The following is a 16,828-nucleotide window of genomic DNA, read 5'->3' as shown; positions in this document are numbered from 1 at the left end:
TCTGATAAAAGGGATCTGCGGATCCCTTTTTTAGTAGACCAACAATCAGAAGAAATATTTGAATCTCAGACGCCCGCCGTAACGCGCATCTTCACTGTTATCGCCATTATTCGGATTGGCCTCTACCCATGAAGCATAGGCACCGAGGTAGATGTTAAAGTTTTTCATATCCATCACGTTGGGGAATAAATATGAGGCATGAATAGTGTGAATGTCATAATTGCCGGGATCGGTAATCCAGCAATCGTCCTCACAAACGGCATCGATATTGGTAGCATTGAAGGCTTCGATTTTGTTATGCGCATAGATATAACCCAGTTCAAATCGATGCCACAGCGCATTCACCCCAGCGGTAAAATCTGTCTCATCGGTCGCATCCATATAGGCGGTATTCAGGTTAATCACTGCGCCATCTTCCGGGTCAGTTTTTTGACCATTCCAGGTCATGGTAAAACCATAGCCCGTACGATCTGACTGATCGATCCACTTCCCATTCTCATAATAGCCATAGGCGTTGTTAACGACGTTACTTTCCATCGCTATCGCCGTTGAAAAACGCCCGTTTTGCCAGGCGATAACCGGACGGACGTAAGCCACGTTTTTATCGTTGCTAAAATCCATTCCATGGTACTGCTTCTCGGTATATAACGTACTGCCATTTTCCAGCAATGTGTTAACTTCGAAATACCAGTTGTCGATGGTTTTACTCAGCAGGAAGTTACCCCCACTGTCGCTACGTCCCCGTCCTTCTTTCATCATATAGATATAGCCGTAACCGTCACTGTAAAGATCGTTCGCTGTATTCCCCGAATATTCAATAAACGTATCCTGATTCAGCGGGAACATATCGTAGGCTTCAAAACGACCAACCTTAATTTTCCAGTCATTCTCACGACCAAAGAAGAAAACGGCATCATCAAGGTTCATTTTTCCGGTCAGGTCCGCCAGAGGCTGTACAGAGAATCCGGCAAAATTACCGTTGTCCAGCCGCTGGTAGCCATCAAAGCCCAGCAACAGGCGTCCGTTAATATCCCAGCGTTCATTGGTTCCTGATGCCCAATCTTTATTCGCTGACGTTCTCATCGAGGTCAGGCTACCGGAACGGCTTGCCGCATCCATATTAAATTCGACATCGCCATAGAACTTAATATCGCTGAATCCGGATAAGGTCAGCTTCGGCGGCGTTTTATCTGCTGCAATGGGCTCGGCGGACTGGACATTCACCGTCGGCGTAGCGGCGACCTGCTGCTGTTTCAGCGAGCGAATTTGCGCCTCGGCATCGGATGCCCGTTTTTCAGCATTAACAACACGTTGCTCCAGTTCAGCCAGACGCTGCTCAATAGTGATATTATTCGCTGCCCAAAGGTTATGAGAAAAGCAAGCACCGATCATCAGCGCCAAATATTTAGCCTTCATTTTTTATCCCTTAAGTTTGATGTATACCAGATAAGATTTGCTAAAAACCCCATCGACCGGCTATTAGTAGAGTCTTGTTATTACCTGGATATCTGGCGCATTCCATTATGTTTTTCTATTAATTATTTATGATTTTTAGTTTATGTGATCAATACACTCTGGCATCGTGAGTTATCCGCCTTTTCTGTTTGCCAGATCACATTTTATTATTTAACAGGCCAGGCATTACTTAATTTAAAACGTATTCTCGCCGCAAATATAATAAACGCAAATTATATTAAGCAATAAAAAACCCCGGCCATAAACCGGGGTTAATTTAAATACTGGAACCGCTTACCAATAAGACTAAATATGCAGTTCCTGCAGTTTTTCTTTCGGTAGCGCCAGCTCTTTATTGCTGTTCACGCGTACATCACGCTCCAGAATATGACGGGCAATGTCCTGCGCTTCACTGAGCGAGTGCATCTGATACGTACCGCACTGGTAAACGTTCAGCTCCGGGATCTGGTTTTGATCCTGCACTTTCAGCACATCCGCCATCGCCGCTTTCCACGCGTCGGCAACACGCTGCTCGTCCGGCGTGCCAATCAGGCTCATGTAGAAACCGGTACGGCAGCCCATCGGCGAGATATCGATAATCTCAACGCCGTTACCGTTGAGGTGGTCGCGCATAAAGCCAGCAAACAGATGCTCAAGCGTATGAATCCCTTTTTCCGGCATCACTTCTTTGTTCGGAATGCAAAAACGCAGATCAAACACGGTGATTGCGTCGCCATGCGGGGTGTTCATCGTTTTTGCAACCCGGACCGCCGGCGCTTGCATCCGGGTATGATCGACTGCGAAGCTATCTAATAATGGCATTTAGTCACCTCCGATAATTTTTTAAAAATAAACTGAACTCTTTGTTCCGGGGCGAGTCTGAGTATATGAAAGACGCGCATTTGTTATCATCATCCCTGTTTTCAGCGATGAAATTTTGGCCACTCCGTGAGTGGCCTTTTTCTTTTGGGTCAGGCGTGTTTCGCAAGCCACGCGGCAAACGGCTCGGTATCCGCCGCCTCAATCTCCTGCTGACGACGTACTGAAGCGTCACGTTCAGCAATAAACTCTTCTTCCTGTAAAATCTCCAGCGGCTCTTCGCGTAACAGATTACGGTAAGCCTCACCGAACGCTTTCCCGGTGCCGCCAATGCCTTCATCAATCATAGACCGTAGGATCCGGGCGGAGAATGTCAGTTCAGGATTATCAAAGCAGGCGACCAACTCATCACACACCTTTTGATACTCCTCTCCCCCGTGGATACTGTCCAGCGTTTGCGCCACACGTTTCAGATCGCGGAAGAGATCTTTCCCTACTTTGGGCAGCGGGAACTGCGCAGTTTCACAGCCAATGCCTAACGTCAGGCCCGGCTTACGCCCTTCCAGAATAACGCGATTCCAGTTTGTACGCGTACATAACAGCTCATCGCTACTCATTTCCGGCGCATCGGCCAATACGCACCAGACCATAAACAGATCGAGGAAGCGCACCTGTTGCTCGTCTACGCCGATCGGTGAGAACGGGTTAATATCGAGAGAACGAACTTCAATATACTCAATACCACCACGCAGAAGCGCGTCAGAAGGCGATTCGCCGCTGCGCGTCACGCGCTTGGGACGAATGGGCGCGTACAGCTCATTTTCAATTTGCAGAACGTTGCTGTTAATCTGTAGCCGCTTACCGTCTTTTTCCACACCAATCCGCGCGTACTCCTCGGAAGGGGTTTTAATCGCGCGCTTCAGACCTGCCACATACTCATGCAAATCGTTAAACGTAATTCCGAGATTGCTTTGCGACTTATTGGTATAACCCAAATCGCTCAGACGTAGCGACGTCGCGTACGGCAGGTAGTACATGCCGCAGTCCGTTTTTTCAAACGGTAATGTGGTTGGCTTTCCTTGCAGGAAAGAGGAACAAATGGCCGGAGACGCGCCAAACAGATAGGGGATGACCCAGCCAAAACGGTAATAGTTGCGAATCAGACGAAAATAGCCGGCAGAAATTTTTTCTTTTGCCGCTTCGCCTTCCGTAACGCCGCATTTCGCCTGCCAGAACGCCATCGGTAATGAAAAATTGTAATGTACGCCGGAGATGGTTTGCATCAAGGCGCCATAACGATTTTTCAGCCCTTCGCGATAGAGCGTCTTAAAGCGCCCGGTATTTGATGTGCCGTACTGCGCCAGCTCTATGTCCTGCCCTTCCGCAATATAGCAGGGCATACTTAATGGCCACATCCGCTCATCGCCCAGTTTCCTGGCCGTATACCGATGGAGATCGCGCATAAAAGTGAGCATATGCTGGATATCGCCATCGACTGGCGTAATAAACTCCAGTAGGGCTTCCGCAAAATCCGTGGTAATCCATTTATGGGTCAGCGCTGAACCTAACGCTTCAGGATGACCTGTTGTCGCCAGCGTGCCATCAGCATTGACACGCAGCGTTTCGCGCTCTAACCCGCGCTGTATCCCCTTTAACGCCTGAGGATGTTTTTCCAGCCAGGCCAGAGCCTGTGATACGTCCGGGATCAAATTGACCTCCCGCCTGTCCAAATCGTTTTAATAAGCATAACTGTAATGGCGGCCATACATGCCAAACCTACAATTATTACCACCACATCATGCCCTGAACCGTCGCCGCTGCGAGCGCAACATAGCGCAGCGCCTTACCAAGACACAAAAAAAAGATCGTCCGCCCCCACGGGATGCGCATCCATCCCGCTAACAGGCACAACAAATCACCGATGACCGGCATCCAGCTTAATAATAGTGTGGCTGCGCCATAACGCTTTAGCCAGCCAGTCGCTTTTTCCTGCCAGCGCGACGTTTTGCGCAGCGGAAAGAAACGCCCAAGAATAACGTTAGTTACCCCTCCAAGGCTATTACCCATTGTTGCTGTTAAGACTAAGACCCAGGGATGACTGACGCCGGAGACCAGCATAGCAACCAAAACCACCTCAGAATTACCGGGTAACAGCGTTGCGCTGAGAAAACTACTGGCAAACAGAGACAGGAGCGACAGTCCGTCACTCACAATAGTCGAACATCCACGGCATCCATTCCCGCCGTCCGCGCCGCCTGTAAACCAAAATCGGCATCTTCAAATACCACGCACTGCGTCGGCATGACGCCCATCCGCTGGGCGCACAGTAGGAAGGTGTCAGGCGCGGGTTTGTGATGCTGTACGTGATCTGCCGCCACAACCGCATCAAAATAACGACGCAGCTCCAGATGCGCTAACAAGGCTTCCGCGATAGCGCTTTCGCTACCGGTACCGACCGACATGGGGCGCCGCCCATGCCACGCTTTAACCACCTCAACCAGCGGCAGCGGTTCTACGCAGTCCAGCAGGATGCTTTTTACCGCGTCGGTTTTCTCACGCGCCAGTGACAGGGGATCAAGATCGGCATGGTTAAGCTCAATGATTGACTGGGCGATAAGCCAGGTTGGCGAACCGTTAAGCGCGACCATTGCCTGTTCATCAAAACGAAGACCATAGCGCCCCAAAACCTCACGCCACGCTTTGCGATGCGTGGGTTCGGTATCCAGGAGAGTACCGTCCATATCAAAAATCAAACCAGCATAACGTGCGTACATCGTGTTCTCGCAAACCGAATAACCAGACAGTACTTTATCGCAATTGGTTGATTTTGTCGCTAATAGAGATGAAGAGGTATATTCAGGATAAGGGGAAAAGCGATTGCAGGGCAGTGACGTATCCGGGAGGATTATTCGCCTTATGGGCCGTTGCTGACGCAACGTTATCCTTCTGATGCCAGCGGTGATTACCGCTATCTTATCTGCATCTTCATCGCTGAAAGTATGGAGAATAAAGTATGGAGAATATGGTGCATCCGGGAGGATTCGAACCTCCGACCGCTCGGTTCGTAGCCGAGTACTCTATCCAGCTGAGCTACGGATGCATTGGAAATGATGTTTACTACAAGATTTGATGTCGCATTTACTGCCACACTAAATAAAATGGTGCATCCGGGAGGATTACTCGCCTTACGGCTCGCCCTTCGGGCCGTTGCTGATGCAACGTTATCCTTCCTGGTGCCAGCGGTGATTACCGCTATCTTATCCGTATCTTCATCACTGAAAGTACGGGGAATATGGTGCATCCGGGAGGATTCGAACCTCCGACCGCTCGGTTCGTAGCCGAGTACTCTATCCAGCTGAGCTACGGATGCATCGGAAAACTTGCTTTACTGCCGATATTGATACCGCGGTGAAAGCCGTATCAAGTAAGAGATGGTGCATCCGGGAGGATTCGAACCTCCGACCGCTCGGTTCGTAGCCGAGTACTCTATCCAGCTGAGCTACGGATGCATCGGGAAACTTACTTTACTGCAGATTTTGATACCGCGGGAAAGCCGTATCAAGTAAGAGATGGTGCATCCGGGAGGATTCGAACCTCCGACCGCTCGGTTCGTAGCCGAGTACTCTATCCAGCTGAGCTACGGATGCAAATGGCGGTGAGGCGGGGATTCGAACCCCGGATGCAGCTTTTGACCGCATACTCCCTTAGCAGGGGAGCGCCTTCAGCCTCTCGGCCACCTCACCACACGCCTCTTACGAGTGCTTCGAAGAACTTGTTCTGCTCATCGTCGCTGCGTGGCGCACATATTACTTTCTGGGACTTATAAGTCAAACAATTTTTCCAGAGCTTTTATCGTTTGCACACTTCACGCTCAATTAGTCTGTAAAAAAGCCAAAAAGAGTGTTTTATCAACAGATAATTTGATGACACGCTGGCCGCCAAAAGCGCACCATATCAACAGTGGGGTTGAAAAAAGTCATGAAGGGACAACGAGGGCGAGCGAGAAGAGAGGCTGCGTCTCACCCGAAAAGTGAGACGCGAAAACCTTAGTAACTGGACTGCTGGGATTTTTCAGCCTGGATACGCTGGTAGATCTCTTCACGATGGACAGAAACTTCTTTCGGGGCGTTCACGCCGATACGCACCTGGTTGCCCTTCACCCCTAAAACTGTCACGGTGACCTCATCGCCAATCATGAGGGTCTCACCAACTCGACGAGTCAGAATCAGCATTCTTTGCTCCTTGAAAGATTAAAAGAGTCGGGTCTCTCTGTATCCCGGCATTATCCATCATATAACGCCAAAAAGTAAGCGATGACAAACACCTTAGGTGTAAGCAGTCATGGCATTACATTCTGTTAAACCTAAGTTTAGCCGATATACAAAACTTCAACCTGACTTTATCGTTGTCGATAGCGTTGACGTAAACGCCGCAGCACGGGCTGCGGCGCCAACGAACGCTTATAATTATTGCAATTTTGCGCTGACCCAGCCTTGTACACTGGCTAACGCTGCAGGCAGAGCTGCCGCATCCGTACCACCGGCTTGCGCCATGTCCGGACGACCGCCACCCTTACCGCCCACCTGCTGAGCGACCATACCAATCAATTCCCCTGCTTTAACCCGGTCGGTCACATCCTTCGACACGCCCGCAATCAGAGAAACCTTACCTTCAACAACCGTTGCCAGTACGATAACGGTAGACCCCAGTTGATTTTTCAGATCATCAACCATGGTTCGCAGCATTTTCGGCTCAATACCAGCAAGCTCGCTGACCAGGAGCTTCACGCCGTTGAGATCGACCGCTTTACTGGAAAGATTTGCACTCTCCTGCGCTGCGGCCTGGTCCTTCAACTGCTGCAACTCTTTTTCCAGCTGACGTGTACGTTCCAGCACGGCACGCACTTTGTCGCCCAGATTCTGGCTGTCGCCCTTCAGCAGATGCGCAATATCGTTTAAGCGATCGCTTTGCGCGTGAACGGTGGCCATAGCGCCTTCACCGGTTACCGCCTCAATACGACGAATGCCCGCTGCGGTGCCGGACTCAGAGATAATACGGAATAGACCGATATCACCGGTACGACTGGCGTGAGTACCGCCGCACAGTTCGGTAGAGAAATCGCCCATGCTCAGAACGCGTACACGTTCGTCATATTTCTCGCCAAACAGCGCCATGGCCCCTTTCGCCTTCGCCGCGTCGAGATCCATGATGTTCGTTTCAATCGGCAGGTTGCGGCGAATTTGCGCATTCACCAAATCTTCAACCTGACGAATCTCCGACGGCTTCATCGCTTCATTGTGCGAGAAGTCGAAGCGCAGCACTTTATCGCTAACCAGCGAACCTTTCTGCGCAACGTGTGTCCCAAGCACCTGGCGCAACGCCGCGTGCATCAGGTGCGTGGCGGAGTGGTTCAGACGGATACGTGCGCGGCGCGCTTCATCTACATCAGCCTGTACCGCATCGCCCACTTTCAGAGCGCCCGCAGACAATTTGCCGAGGTGACCAATCGCCTGACCATATTTTTGCGTGTCGTCCACAGCGAAAGTAAATCCAGCGCCTTTCAGCTCGCCTTTATCGCCAACCTGACCGCCTGATTCCGCATAGAATGGGGTCTGATCCAGCACGACAACTGCTTCCTGTCCCGCGTTAATCGCTTCAACCGCTTTACCATCGACAAACAGCGCAGTCACTTTGCCGTTCAGTTCCAGATGGTCATAGCCTTTAAATTCAGAAGCGCTATCAACGCGGATCATCGCGTTGTAGTCCGCGCCAAAACCGCTAGCTTCGCGCGCGCGACGGCGTTGCTCTTCCATGGCTGCTTCAAAACCGGCTTCGTCGACTTTGATATTGCGCTCACGGCAGACGTCCGCCGTTAAATCGACCGGGAAACCATAAGTATCATACAGACGGAAAGCGGTTTCGCCGTCCAGGGTATCACCCTGCAATTTCGCCAGTTCTTCATCCAGCAGCGCCAGACCGCGCTCCAGCGTACGGGCGAACTGCTCTTCTTCCGTTTTCAGAACCTGCTCGACCTGCGCCTGCTGACGTTTCAACTCTTCGCCTGCGGAGCCCATTACCTCAATTAGCGGCCCAACCAGCTTGTAGAAGAAGGTCTCTTTCGCGCCCAGCATGTTGCCGTGACGAACCGCGCGACGAATAATGCGACGCAGCACATAGCCACGGTTTTCATTCGACGGCAGCACGCCATCGGCAACCAGGAATGCGCAAGAACGGATGTGGTCGGCGATAACGCGCAGCGATTTATTACCCAGATCGGTGGCGCCGGTGACTTTCGCTACCGCTTCAATCAACGTGCGGAACAGGTCGATATCATAGTTAGAGTTAACGTGTTGCAGTACCGCGGCAATACGCTCCAGCCCCATACCGGTATCTACAGACGGTTTCGGCAATGGTTCCATAGTCCCGTCAGCCTGACGGTTGAACTGCATAAAGACGATGTTCCAGATCTCAATATAGCGATCGCCGTCTTCTTCCGGGCTTCCCGGGGGGCCGCCCCAGATGTGGTCGCCATGATCGTAGAAGATTTCGGTGCACGGACCGCAGGGACCGGTATCGCCCATCTGCCAGAAGTTATCCGATGCGTATGGCGCGCCTTTATTGTCGCCAATACGGATAATACGCTCGCGCGGGATGCCGACTTCTTTTTCCCAGATCTCATAGGCTTCGTCGTCGGTTTCATAGACGGTGACCCATAAACGCTCTTTTGGCAGAGCAAACCAGTTTTCACCGGTCAGTAATTCCCATGCGAACTGAATGGCGTCGTGTTTGAAGTAATCGCCGAAGCTGAAGTTGCCCAGCATTTCGAAGAAAGTATGGTGACGTGCAGTGTATCCGACGTTTTCCAGATCGTTGTGTTTACCCCCCGCGCGTACGCAACGCTGGGAAGTGGTTGCACGGGAATAATTACGTTTATCGAGCCCAAGGAAAACATCCTTGAACTGGTTCATCCCGGCATTGGTAAACAACAGAGTGGGGTCATTGTTAGGCACCAGGGAACTGCTGGCAACTACCTGATGCCCTTTACTATGGAAAAAGTCGAGAAACGCCTGACGGATCTCAGCGGTGCTCTTGCTCATAATTATCCTGAAATCAAGCTACACTTCATCCTTCAGGCCGCCTCTGCGTTGGCTGCGAGTTTCCCGGTCACGCGTTCCCGAGGCTCACTTGCCGCTTTGATGCGGCTTGAATGATTTTGTGTATTTAAGGAATATTCGTCGCAGACGCTGTTCGCCGTTAAGCAACCCGCGTCCAGACGGAAAAAGTGGGAATAAGATAAGTTTTCTTTACCGGGAAGTAAAATCCCGTATGCGCTCAATCTGCAAAATTTCGCCATATTTGCTGGATATCGTCCATCAGATACCCGCGATAGAGCAAAAAGCGCTGTACCTTAACCTTTTCTGAAAAGTTTGAAGGGAGCGGCTCGCCATATTTGCGAATGGCCTGTTCACGTGCCATTTCACTCCAGTCAATTTCACATTCTCGCATTGCTTTTTCAGTCGATTCACGGGAAATGCCTTTCTGATTCAACTCCTGGCGAATACGCGCCGGGCCATAGCCTTTGCGGCTACGACTGGCGATAAAGCGCATCACGAAGCGCTCGTCATCAAGATAGCGATGTTCGTGGCACCAGGCGATCACGCGTTCATAATCGTCTGCCGTCGCATCAATCTCTTCCGGCCCATTTTTGCCCATCACCGGCGCGGAGAGTTTACGCCGTAATTCCTGCTCGCTGTGATCGCGGACAGCAAGAATACGTACCGCACGATCAAGGAGACGAGCATAAGCGGGACGGCGCGATGTGGGTTCACTCATAAAAAACCTTAACAGGGAGAAATGCCAAAAGGGCCGCATAAATGCAGCCCTTGATGGTAATTTAACGTTTTGCTGAATGGCGGCTTCGTTTTGTCCGACCCACCATCACCTGATGATTAAAAATCTTCGTTGGTTTCTGCAACGCCTTCGCTATCGTCAACGGCGAAATCGGGCGTGGCATTCTGATTACTTAACAGTAATTCACGAACCCTTTTCTCGATCTCTTTCGCTGTCGCCGGGTTCTCTTTCAGCCAGGTAGTCGCGTTCGCTTTGCCCTGGCCAATCTTCTCGCCGTTGTAGCTGTACCATGCGCCCGCTTTCTCGATCAGCTTCTCTTTCACGCCCAGGTCAACCAGTTCGCCATAGAAGTTGATGCCTTCGCCGTAGAGGATCTGGAACTCGGCCTGCTTAAACGGCGCGGCGATTTTGTTTTTCACCACTTTCACACGCGTTTCGCTACCCACGACATTATCGCCCTCTTTCACCGCGCCAATACGACGGATATCAAGACGAACAGAGGCGTAGAATTTCAGCGCGTTACCGCCAGTAGTGGTTTCCGGGTTACCGAACATCACGCCAATCTTCATACGGATCTGGTTAATGAAAATCAACAGCGTGTTGGACTGTTTCAGGTTCCCCGCCAGCTTACGCATCGCCTGGCTCATCATACGCGCCGCTAGGCCCATGTGAGAGTCGCCGATTTCGCCTTCGATTTCCGCTTTCGGCGTTAGCGCCGCTACGGAGTCGACCACAATGACGTCCACCGCGCCTGAACGCGCCAGCGCGTCACAGATTTCCAGCGCCTGCTCGCCGGTATCCGGCTGAGAACAGAGCAGGTTATCGATATCGACGCCCAGCTTGCGTGCGTAAACAGGGTCAAGCGCGTGTTCCGCATCGATAAACGCACAGGTTTTACCTTCACGCTGCGCAGCGGCAATCACCTGTAGCGTCAGGGTCGTTTTACCGGAAGATTCCGGCCCGTAAATTTCGACGATACGCCCCATCGGCAGACCGCCCGCACCGAGTGCGATGTCCAGTGAAAGCGAACCGGTGGAGATAGTTTCCACATCCATAGAACGGTCTTCACCCAGACGCATGATGGAGCCTTTACCAAATTGCTTTTCAATTTGGCCCAGTGCTGCCGCCAACGCTTTCTGTTTGTTTTCGTCGATAGCCATTATTACTCCTGTCATGCAACTTGGTATTGAACCGGATAGTGAATTCGTACTGCTGAAGCAATTATACTGTATGCTCATACAGTATCAAGTGTTTTGTAGAAATTGTTGCCACAGGGTTTGTAGCGCGTACGTCGTCGCCTGTCGACGCACCGATTCACGGTCGCCGCTGAAGCATTCCCGACGCGTAATCCCTTCTCCACTGACGCTGGCGAAAGCAAACCACACCGTACCAACCGGCTTTTCTTCACTGCCGCCATCCGGCCCGGCAATTCCGCTAATAGCGACAGCAAAATCGGCGCGAGCGGCCTTCAGCGCCCCGATCGCCATTTCGACCACTACGGGTTCGCTGACCGCGCCATGCTGCGCCAGAGTCTCTTCACGCACGCCAATCATCTGCGCTTTGGCTTCATTACTATAGGTGACAAAGCCGCGTTCAAACCAGGCGGAGCTTCCGGCGATGTCGGTAATGGCTTTCGCCAGCCAGCCGCCGGTACAGGACTCTGCTGTCGTTACGGTCGCCCCGCGCGCTTTTAACGCCAGCCCGACCTGCTCGCTAAGCCGCATCAGTTCACTGTCAGTCATCATGACCTCTGTCAGTTAGAAATCTTGCCGCACAAGATAGCACTTTCTCACCAGAGATGGGGACGAGCAGTCGATTTTACGAGTCGGATTCCGAAAAAATGCCAGCAGGTTATTTATGCAGAATGAAAGAGGTAGCACATGACTAAATAGCAGTACCATGTTGCTAAATTTACACGCACGGAGACAAAGCAAGGATGTCACTCAAAAAAACGGAAAGCACACAGCACAAACTGAAACAAACCTGTCAACTACGGCTGTGGTTAATTGTGGGTGGAGTATGTTCATTAGGAATGGGAGTACTGAATATATTGTCGTCAGGCTATTTTGAACCGTATGATGGCGGTCAAATTATCTTAGGCCTGGGATGTCTGGGATATAGTCTGGCACTATCAAAGAAGATATCCCACTTGCAGGCAGAGAATCAGCCCAAAAAGCCATAATAATAGCGGAGGGGGTGCTCCCCTCCCTAAGCGTAAATTAGCGCACCCGCGCCAGCGCTACCGCCTGGCCCAGTTGCCAAACCGCCATCGCATAATGCGTGCTGTGGTTATATCGGGTAATGGTGTAGAAGTTCGGCAGGCCGTACCAGTACTGGTAGCCCGTACCGATATCCAGACGCAGCAGGCTGGCTTCCTGATGATTGCCCAACGATTGCTGCGGCGTTAAGCCTGCGGCGGCAAGCTGAGAGAGGCTATATTTTGTTTTGAAACCATTCGCCAGCCCAGGCGCCTGACCATTCGCCGGCACCGCAACCGTATCGCCTTTCACCCAACCATGCGCCTTGAAGTAGTTCGCCACGCTGCCGATGGCATCAACCGGGTCCCAAAGGTTGATGTGATTGTCGCCATTGAAATCGACCGCATATTCTTTATAGGAAGATGGCATAAACTGGCCGTAGCCCATCGCGCCCGCAAAGGAACCTTTCAGATTGAGCGGATCGTCTTGCTCATCGCGCGCCATGAGCAGGAAGGTTTCCAGCTCGCCGGAGAAATATTCCGCCCGACGCGGATAGTTAAATGACAGCGTCGCCAGCGCGTCCAGAATCCGCGTTTTCCCCATGATACGTCCCCAGCGGGTTTCCACGCCGATAATCCCCACGATGATTTCCGGCGGTACGCCGTATACCTGCCAGGCGCGGTTCAGCGCGTCTTCATACTGATTCCAGAACGCGACGCCGTTTTGCACGTTATCCGGCGTAATAAATTGTTTGCGGTAGCGCAACCAGGCGCCATTTGGTCCAGCGGGCGGCTGAGTGGTCGGCGCTTGTCTGTCCATCAGACGCAGGACGTAATCCAGTCTTTTAGACTGCGAGAGGATCTCCTGCAGTTGCTGACGGTCGAAACCGTGTTTACTGACCATTTTATCAATGAACTGCTGCGCATTAGGGTTGTTGGCGAAGTCGCCGCCCATTTGCATGACGTTATGCTGCGGCTCAAGCAGGAAGCCGCCGGAAGGCGTGCCCGTCGTCGCTTGAGTCTCGGAAGATTTTGGCTTGCTGCTACAGGCAGCAAGCAATACGCAAAGTGGAAGTAACGCTACATAACGACGCTTGAACATGAGACATCCATTAAACAAATTCAGCCAGGGAGAAGTATGGTAAAGCATCCCCCGCCGCACAAGGAAGCGGCACAAGAGAATAAAATCACCTTTCTCCTCTTTTCAATTTGTATCTGCTCCCCCACCCCACAAACTTTCAAGTTAAAATATTTTTCTTTTATTTTGCGATCACAATAACACTTTTGAATCTTTCAACATGATTAAAATGAACAGGAAATTAGCAAGAAAACTAAAAACCCTACAGGAGAGAACAATGATCGAAACCATTACACATGGTGCGGAGTGGTTCATCGGGTTATTCCAGAAAGGCGGAGAGGTGTTTACCGGTATGGTGACAGGTATTCTTCCGCTACTGATAAGCCTGCTGGTTATCATGAATGCGCTCATCAATTTTATCGGCCAGCAGCGTATTGAGCGTTTTGCCCAACGTTGCGCCGGAAATCCGCTATCTCGTTACCTGCTTTTACCGTGTATCGGGACATTTGTTTTTTGTAATCCGATGACCCTGAGTCTGGGACGCTTTATGCCGGAGAAGTACAAGCCGAGCTATTACGCGGCGGCCTCCTATAGCTGTCACTCCATGAACGGTCTGTTTCCGCATATCAATCCCGGCGAACTGTTTGTTTATCTGGGTATCGCCAGCGGACTCACCACGTTAGGGCTTCCTCTCGGCCCGCTCGCAGTGAGCTATCTGCTGGTAGGTCTGGTGACGAACTTCTTCCGCGGTTGGGTAACCGATCTCACCACCGCTATTTTTGAGAAAAAAATGGGGATTCAACTTGAGCAGAAAGTTCATCTGACAGGAGCGGTATCATGACACGGGTTCGTATTGAGAAAGGCGCCGGCGGCTGGGGCGGCCCGCTTGAACTGGACGTTACGCCAGGCAAAAAGATCGTCTATATCACAGCCGGTACGCGCCCGGCGATCGTCGACAAACTGGCGCAACTAACAGGCTGGCAAGCGGTGGACGGCTTTAAAGAAGGCGAACCGCCGGAAGCGGAAATCGGCGCGGCCATTATCGACTGCGGCGGTACGCTGCGCTGCGGTATCTATCCGAAACGCCGGATTCCAACCATTAATATTCACTCGACGGGTAAGTCCGGCCCACTGGCGCAGTATATTGTTGAGGATATTTATGTCTCCGGCGTAAAAGAAGAAAACATTACTCTTGTCGGCGAAACGCCTGACAGTCCCCAGCCTGCCAAAACGACATTAGGACGTGACTACGACACCAGCAAAAAAATCACCGAGCAGAGCGACGGGCTGCTGGCAAAAGTTGGTATGGGAATGGGCTCCGCCGTGGCGGTACTGTTCCAGTCCGGTCGCGACACCATTGATACGGTCCTGAAAACAATCCTGCCGTTTATGGCGTTCGTTTCGGCGCTGATCGGCATCATTATGGCCTCAGGTCTTGGCGACTGGATCGCCCACGGTCTGGCGCCATTAGCCAGCCATCCACTGGGGCTGGTGACGCTGGCATTGATCTGCTCTTTCCCACTGCTGTCGCCCTTTCTCGGCCCTGGCGCGGTTATCGCTCAGGTCATTGGCGTCCTGATTGGCGTTCAGATAGGCCTGGGCAATATCCCCCCGCATCTGGCGCTTCCTGCCCTGTTCGCGATTAACGCGCAGGCGGCCTGCGACTTTATCCCGGTCGGCCTGTCGCTGGCAGAAGCGAAACAAGACACCGTTCGCGTCGGCGTACCTTCCGTGCTGGTCGGACGCTTCCTGACTGGCGCGCCCACGGTACTTATCGCCTGGTTTGTTTCCGGCTTTATCTATCAATAAGAGGTTCAGACATGAGCGTGATTTATCAAACCACCATCACCCGTATCGGCCAGAGCGCGAAGGAGGCGCTCGGCGAACAGATGCTGATTACGTTTCGGGAAGGCGCGCCGGCGGATATCGAAGAATTTTGCTTCATCCATTGTCATGGCGAACTGACCGGCGCGCTGCAGCCTGGCGCGCGGTGTGAATTGGGCCAACATTGCTATCCGGTCACGGCGGTCGGCAGCGTAGCCGAGCAAAACCTGCGTGAACTGGGGCATATCACTTTGCGCTTCGATGGTCTGCGCGAAGCGGAATTTCCCGGCACCGTACACGTTGCGGGGCCTGTACCGGACGATATCGCGCCGGGCTGTATTTTGACGTTTGTCGCTTAAGGAGAAAAAACATGAATCAAGTTGCCGTTGTCATTGGCGGAGGCCAGACCCTGGGGGCATTCCTTTGCCGTGGGCTTGCAGAAGAAGGATACCGCGTGGCGGTCGTTGATATTCAAAGCGATAAAGCCGCGAATGTCGCCCAGGAAATTAACGCCGATTTTGGCGAAGGTATGGCGTACGGTTTTGGCGCCGACGCTACCAGCGAGCAGAGCGTGCTGGCGCTGTCCCGCGGCGTAGACGAGATTTTCGGGCGCGCCGATCTGCTGGTTTACAGCGCGGGTATCGCCAAAGCGGCGTTTATCAGCGATTTCCAGTTGGGCGATTTTGACCGCTCGCTACAGGTGAATCTGGTGGGCTATTTCCTCTGCGCCCGTGAGTTTTCCCGCCTGATGATCCGCGACGGCATTCAGGGGCGCATTATTCAGATTAACTCTAAATCCGGCAAAGTGGGCAGTAAACACAACTCCGGCTACAGCGCGGCGAAATTCGGCGGCGTGGGGTTAACCCAGTCTCTGGCGCTGGATCTGGCGGAATACGGCATTACCGTACACTCGTTGATGCTCGGCAACCTTTTGAAATCGCCAATGTTCCAGTCACTGCTGCCGCAATACGCCACTAAACTGGGCATTAAGCCCGACGAGGTGGAACAGTATTACATTGATAAGGTACCACTCAAACGCGGGTGTGATTATCAGGATGTGCTGAACATGCTGTTATTTTATGCCAGCCCGAAAGCGTCTTATTGCACCGGGCAGTCGATCAACGTAACCGGCGGTCAAGTGATGTTCTGACCGTGAATTGCCGGATGGCGCCGTAGGCCGGATAAGACGGTTACGCCGCCATCAGGCAAAACAACAGGAGCACATTATGGTTTCCACTCTGATTACCGTCGCCGTTATCGCCTGGTGCGCGCAACTGGCGCTGGGCGGCTGGCAGATTTCCCGCTTTAATCGGGCTTTCGATAAACTTAGCCAACAGGGGCGGGTCGGCGTCGGGCGCTCCGGCGGGCGTTTTAAGCCCCGGGTGGTGGTTGCTGTGGCGCTGGACGAACAGCAGCGGGTGACGGACACTTTATTGATGAAAGGCCTTACGGTATTCGCCAGACCGGTTAAAATTGCCGCAATGCAAGGAAAACATTTGCATGAATTACAGCCTGATGTGATCTTTCCCCATGATTCGCTCGCGCAGAATGCACTATCATTGGCGCTTAAACTGAAACATGGGTAATTTCGTTGTGAATGCGTA

17 protein-coding genes and 5 tRNA genes are annotated in these 16,828 nt (G+C 52.1%); 6 read left to right on the top strand and 16 right to left on the bottom strand.

Features of this window, described 5'->3' with window-relative positions:
• Positions 1–45: 45 nt before the first annotated feature.
• The 15 genes from LCS67_RS05105 to pncC all read right to left on the bottom strand — a co-directional run bounded on the left by LCS67_RS05105 (position 46) and on the right by pncC (position 11,867).
• Entirely contained in the window at positions 46–1,416 is a 1,371-nt protein-coding gene (locus LCS67_RS05105; protein WP_000645132.1) for a carbohydrate porin, read from the bottom strand.
• Between the two features lie 345 nt (positions 1,417–1,761).
• Entirely contained in the window at positions 1,762–2,277 is a 516-nt protein-coding gene (luxS, locus tag LCS67_RS05100; RefSeq protein ID WP_001130194.1) for an S-ribosylhomocysteine lyase, read from the bottom strand.
• Positions 2,278–2,426: 149 nt separating this feature from the next.
• On the bottom strand, positions 2,427–3,983 hold the full coding sequence (gene gshA / locus LCS67_RS05095) for a glutamate--cysteine ligase (protein WP_000611821.1): 1,557 nt from the start codon (positions 3,981–3,983) through the stop codon (positions 2,427–2,429).
• Between the two features lie 76 nt (positions 3,984–4,059).
• The gene (locus LCS67_RS05090) at positions 4,060–4,485 is read right to left on the bottom strand and encodes a YqaA family protein (protein ID WP_001279499.1); all 426 of its coding nucleotides are present in this window, start codon (positions 4,483–4,485) and stop codon (positions 4,060–4,062) included.
• Positions 4,482–5,048 (bottom strand): fructose-1-phosphate/6-phosphogluconate phosphatase, encoded by a 567-nt coding sequence (yqaB, locus tag LCS67_RS05085; RefSeq protein ID WP_000271288.1) that lies wholly within the window; start codon positions 5,046–5,048, stop codon positions 4,482–4,484. The genes LCS67_RS05090 and yqaB overlap by 4 nt, the downstream gene beginning before the upstream one ends.
• A gap of 249 nt (positions 5,049–5,297) precedes the next feature.
• Positions 5,298–5,374 (bottom strand) — tRNA-Arg (locus LCS67_RS05080).
• Between the two features lie 193 nt (positions 5,375–5,567).
• A tRNA-Arg gene (locus LCS67_RS05075) sits at positions 5,568–5,644 on the bottom strand.
• 62 nt (positions 5,645–5,706) lie between these two features.
• A tRNA-Arg gene (locus tag LCS67_RS05070) sits at positions 5,707–5,783 on the bottom strand.
• 61 nt (positions 5,784–5,844) lie between these two features.
• A tRNA-Arg gene (locus LCS67_RS05065) sits at positions 5,845–5,921 on the bottom strand.
• Positions 5,922–5,924: 3 nt separating this feature from the next.
• A tRNA-Ser gene (locus tag LCS67_RS05060) sits at positions 5,925–6,017 on the bottom strand.
• A gap of 303 nt (positions 6,018–6,320) precedes the next feature.
• Entirely contained in the window at positions 6,321–6,506 is a 186-nt protein-coding gene (csrA, locus tag LCS67_RS05055) for a carbon storage regulator CsrA (protein WP_000906486.1), read from the bottom strand.
• 234 nt (positions 6,507–6,740) lie between these two features.
• A complete protein-coding gene (gene alaS / locus LCS67_RS05050) occupies positions 6,741–9,371 on the bottom strand; it encodes an alanine--tRNA ligase (protein WP_000047228.1) in 2,631 nt (876 codons plus the stop codon).
• Positions 9,372–9,606: 235 nt separating this feature from the next.
• The gene (gene recX / locus LCS67_RS05045; protein ID WP_001294867.1) at positions 9,607–10,107 is read right to left on the bottom strand and encodes a recombination regulator RecX; all 501 of its coding nucleotides are present in this window, start codon (positions 10,105–10,107) and stop codon (positions 9,607–9,609) included.
• Between the two features lie 116 nt (positions 10,108–10,223).
• A complete protein-coding gene (gene recA, locus LCS67_RS05040; protein ID WP_000963150.1) occupies positions 10,224–11,285 on the bottom strand; it encodes a recombinase RecA in 1,062 nt (353 codons plus the stop codon).
• 84 nt (positions 11,286–11,369) lie between these two features.
• The gene (gene pncC / locus LCS67_RS05035; RefSeq protein ID WP_000132239.1) at positions 11,370–11,867 is read right to left on the bottom strand and encodes a nicotinamide-nucleotide amidase; all 498 of its coding nucleotides are present in this window, start codon (positions 11,865–11,867) and stop codon (positions 11,370–11,372) included.
• Between the two features lie 194 nt (positions 11,868–12,061).
• Here pncC and LCS67_RS05030 point away from each other — a divergent pair, with 194 nt between their 5' ends.
• Positions 12,062–12,307, top strand: coding sequence for a hypothetical protein (locus LCS67_RS05030; RefSeq protein WP_001519391.1), 246 nt, complete (start codon positions 12,062–12,064; stop codon positions 12,305–12,307).
• Between the two features lie 37 nt (positions 12,308–12,344).
• Here LCS67_RS05030 and mltB read toward each other — a convergent pair whose 3' ends face one another.
• Positions 12,345–13,424: a lytic murein transglycosylase B gene (mltB, locus tag LCS67_RS05025; protein WP_000476811.1), complete on the bottom strand. Its 1,080-nt coding sequence runs from the start codon at positions 13,422–13,424 to the stop codon at positions 12,345–12,347.
• A gap of 253 nt (positions 13,425–13,677) precedes the next feature.
• Here mltB and srlA point away from each other — a divergent pair, with 253 nt between their 5' ends.
• The 5 genes from srlA (at position 13,678) to gutM (ending at position 16,810) form a co-directional block, all read left to right on the top strand.
• Positions 13,678–14,241: a PTS glucitol/sorbitol transporter subunit IIC gene (gene srlA, locus LCS67_RS05020; protein WP_000573333.1), complete on the top strand. Its 564-nt coding sequence runs from the start codon at positions 13,678–13,680 to the stop codon at positions 14,239–14,241.
• Positions 14,238–15,209 carry a PTS glucitol/sorbitol transporter subunit IIB gene (locus tag LCS67_RS05015; protein WP_000199042.1) on the top strand — a complete coding sequence of 324 codons (972 nt, stop codon included), beginning with the start codon at positions 14,238–14,240 and terminating at the stop codon, positions 15,207–15,209. The genes srlA and LCS67_RS05015 overlap by 4 nt, the downstream gene beginning before the upstream one ends.
• An 11-nt stretch (positions 15,210–15,220) precedes the next feature.
• Entirely contained in the window at positions 15,221–15,583 is a 363-nt protein-coding gene (srlB, locus tag LCS67_RS05010) for a PTS glucitol/sorbitol transporter subunit IIA (RefSeq protein WP_000111553.1), read from the top strand.
• Between the two features lie 11 nt (positions 15,584–15,594).
• Positions 15,595–16,374 (top strand): sorbitol-6-phosphate dehydrogenase, encoded by a 780-nt coding sequence (srlD, locus tag LCS67_RS05005; protein ID WP_001077368.1) that lies wholly within the window; start codon positions 15,595–15,597, stop codon positions 16,372–16,374.
• A 76-nt stretch (positions 16,375–16,450) separates the two neighbouring features.
• Positions 16,451–16,810, top strand: coding sequence for a transcriptional regulator GutM (gene gutM, locus LCS67_RS05000; RefSeq protein ID WP_000255198.1), 360 nt, complete (start codon positions 16,451–16,453; stop codon positions 16,808–16,810).
• The last annotated feature ends 18 nt before the right edge of the window (positions 16,811–16,828 follow it).

Source organism: Salmonella sp. A7 (genome assembly GCF_020181675.1).
In the GTDB taxonomy this organism is placed as follows: Bacteria; Pseudomonadota; Gammaproteobacteria; order Enterobacterales; family Enterobacteriaceae; genus Salmonella; species Salmonella enterica.
This window is presented reverse-complemented; position numbering and strand designations above follow the sequence as displayed.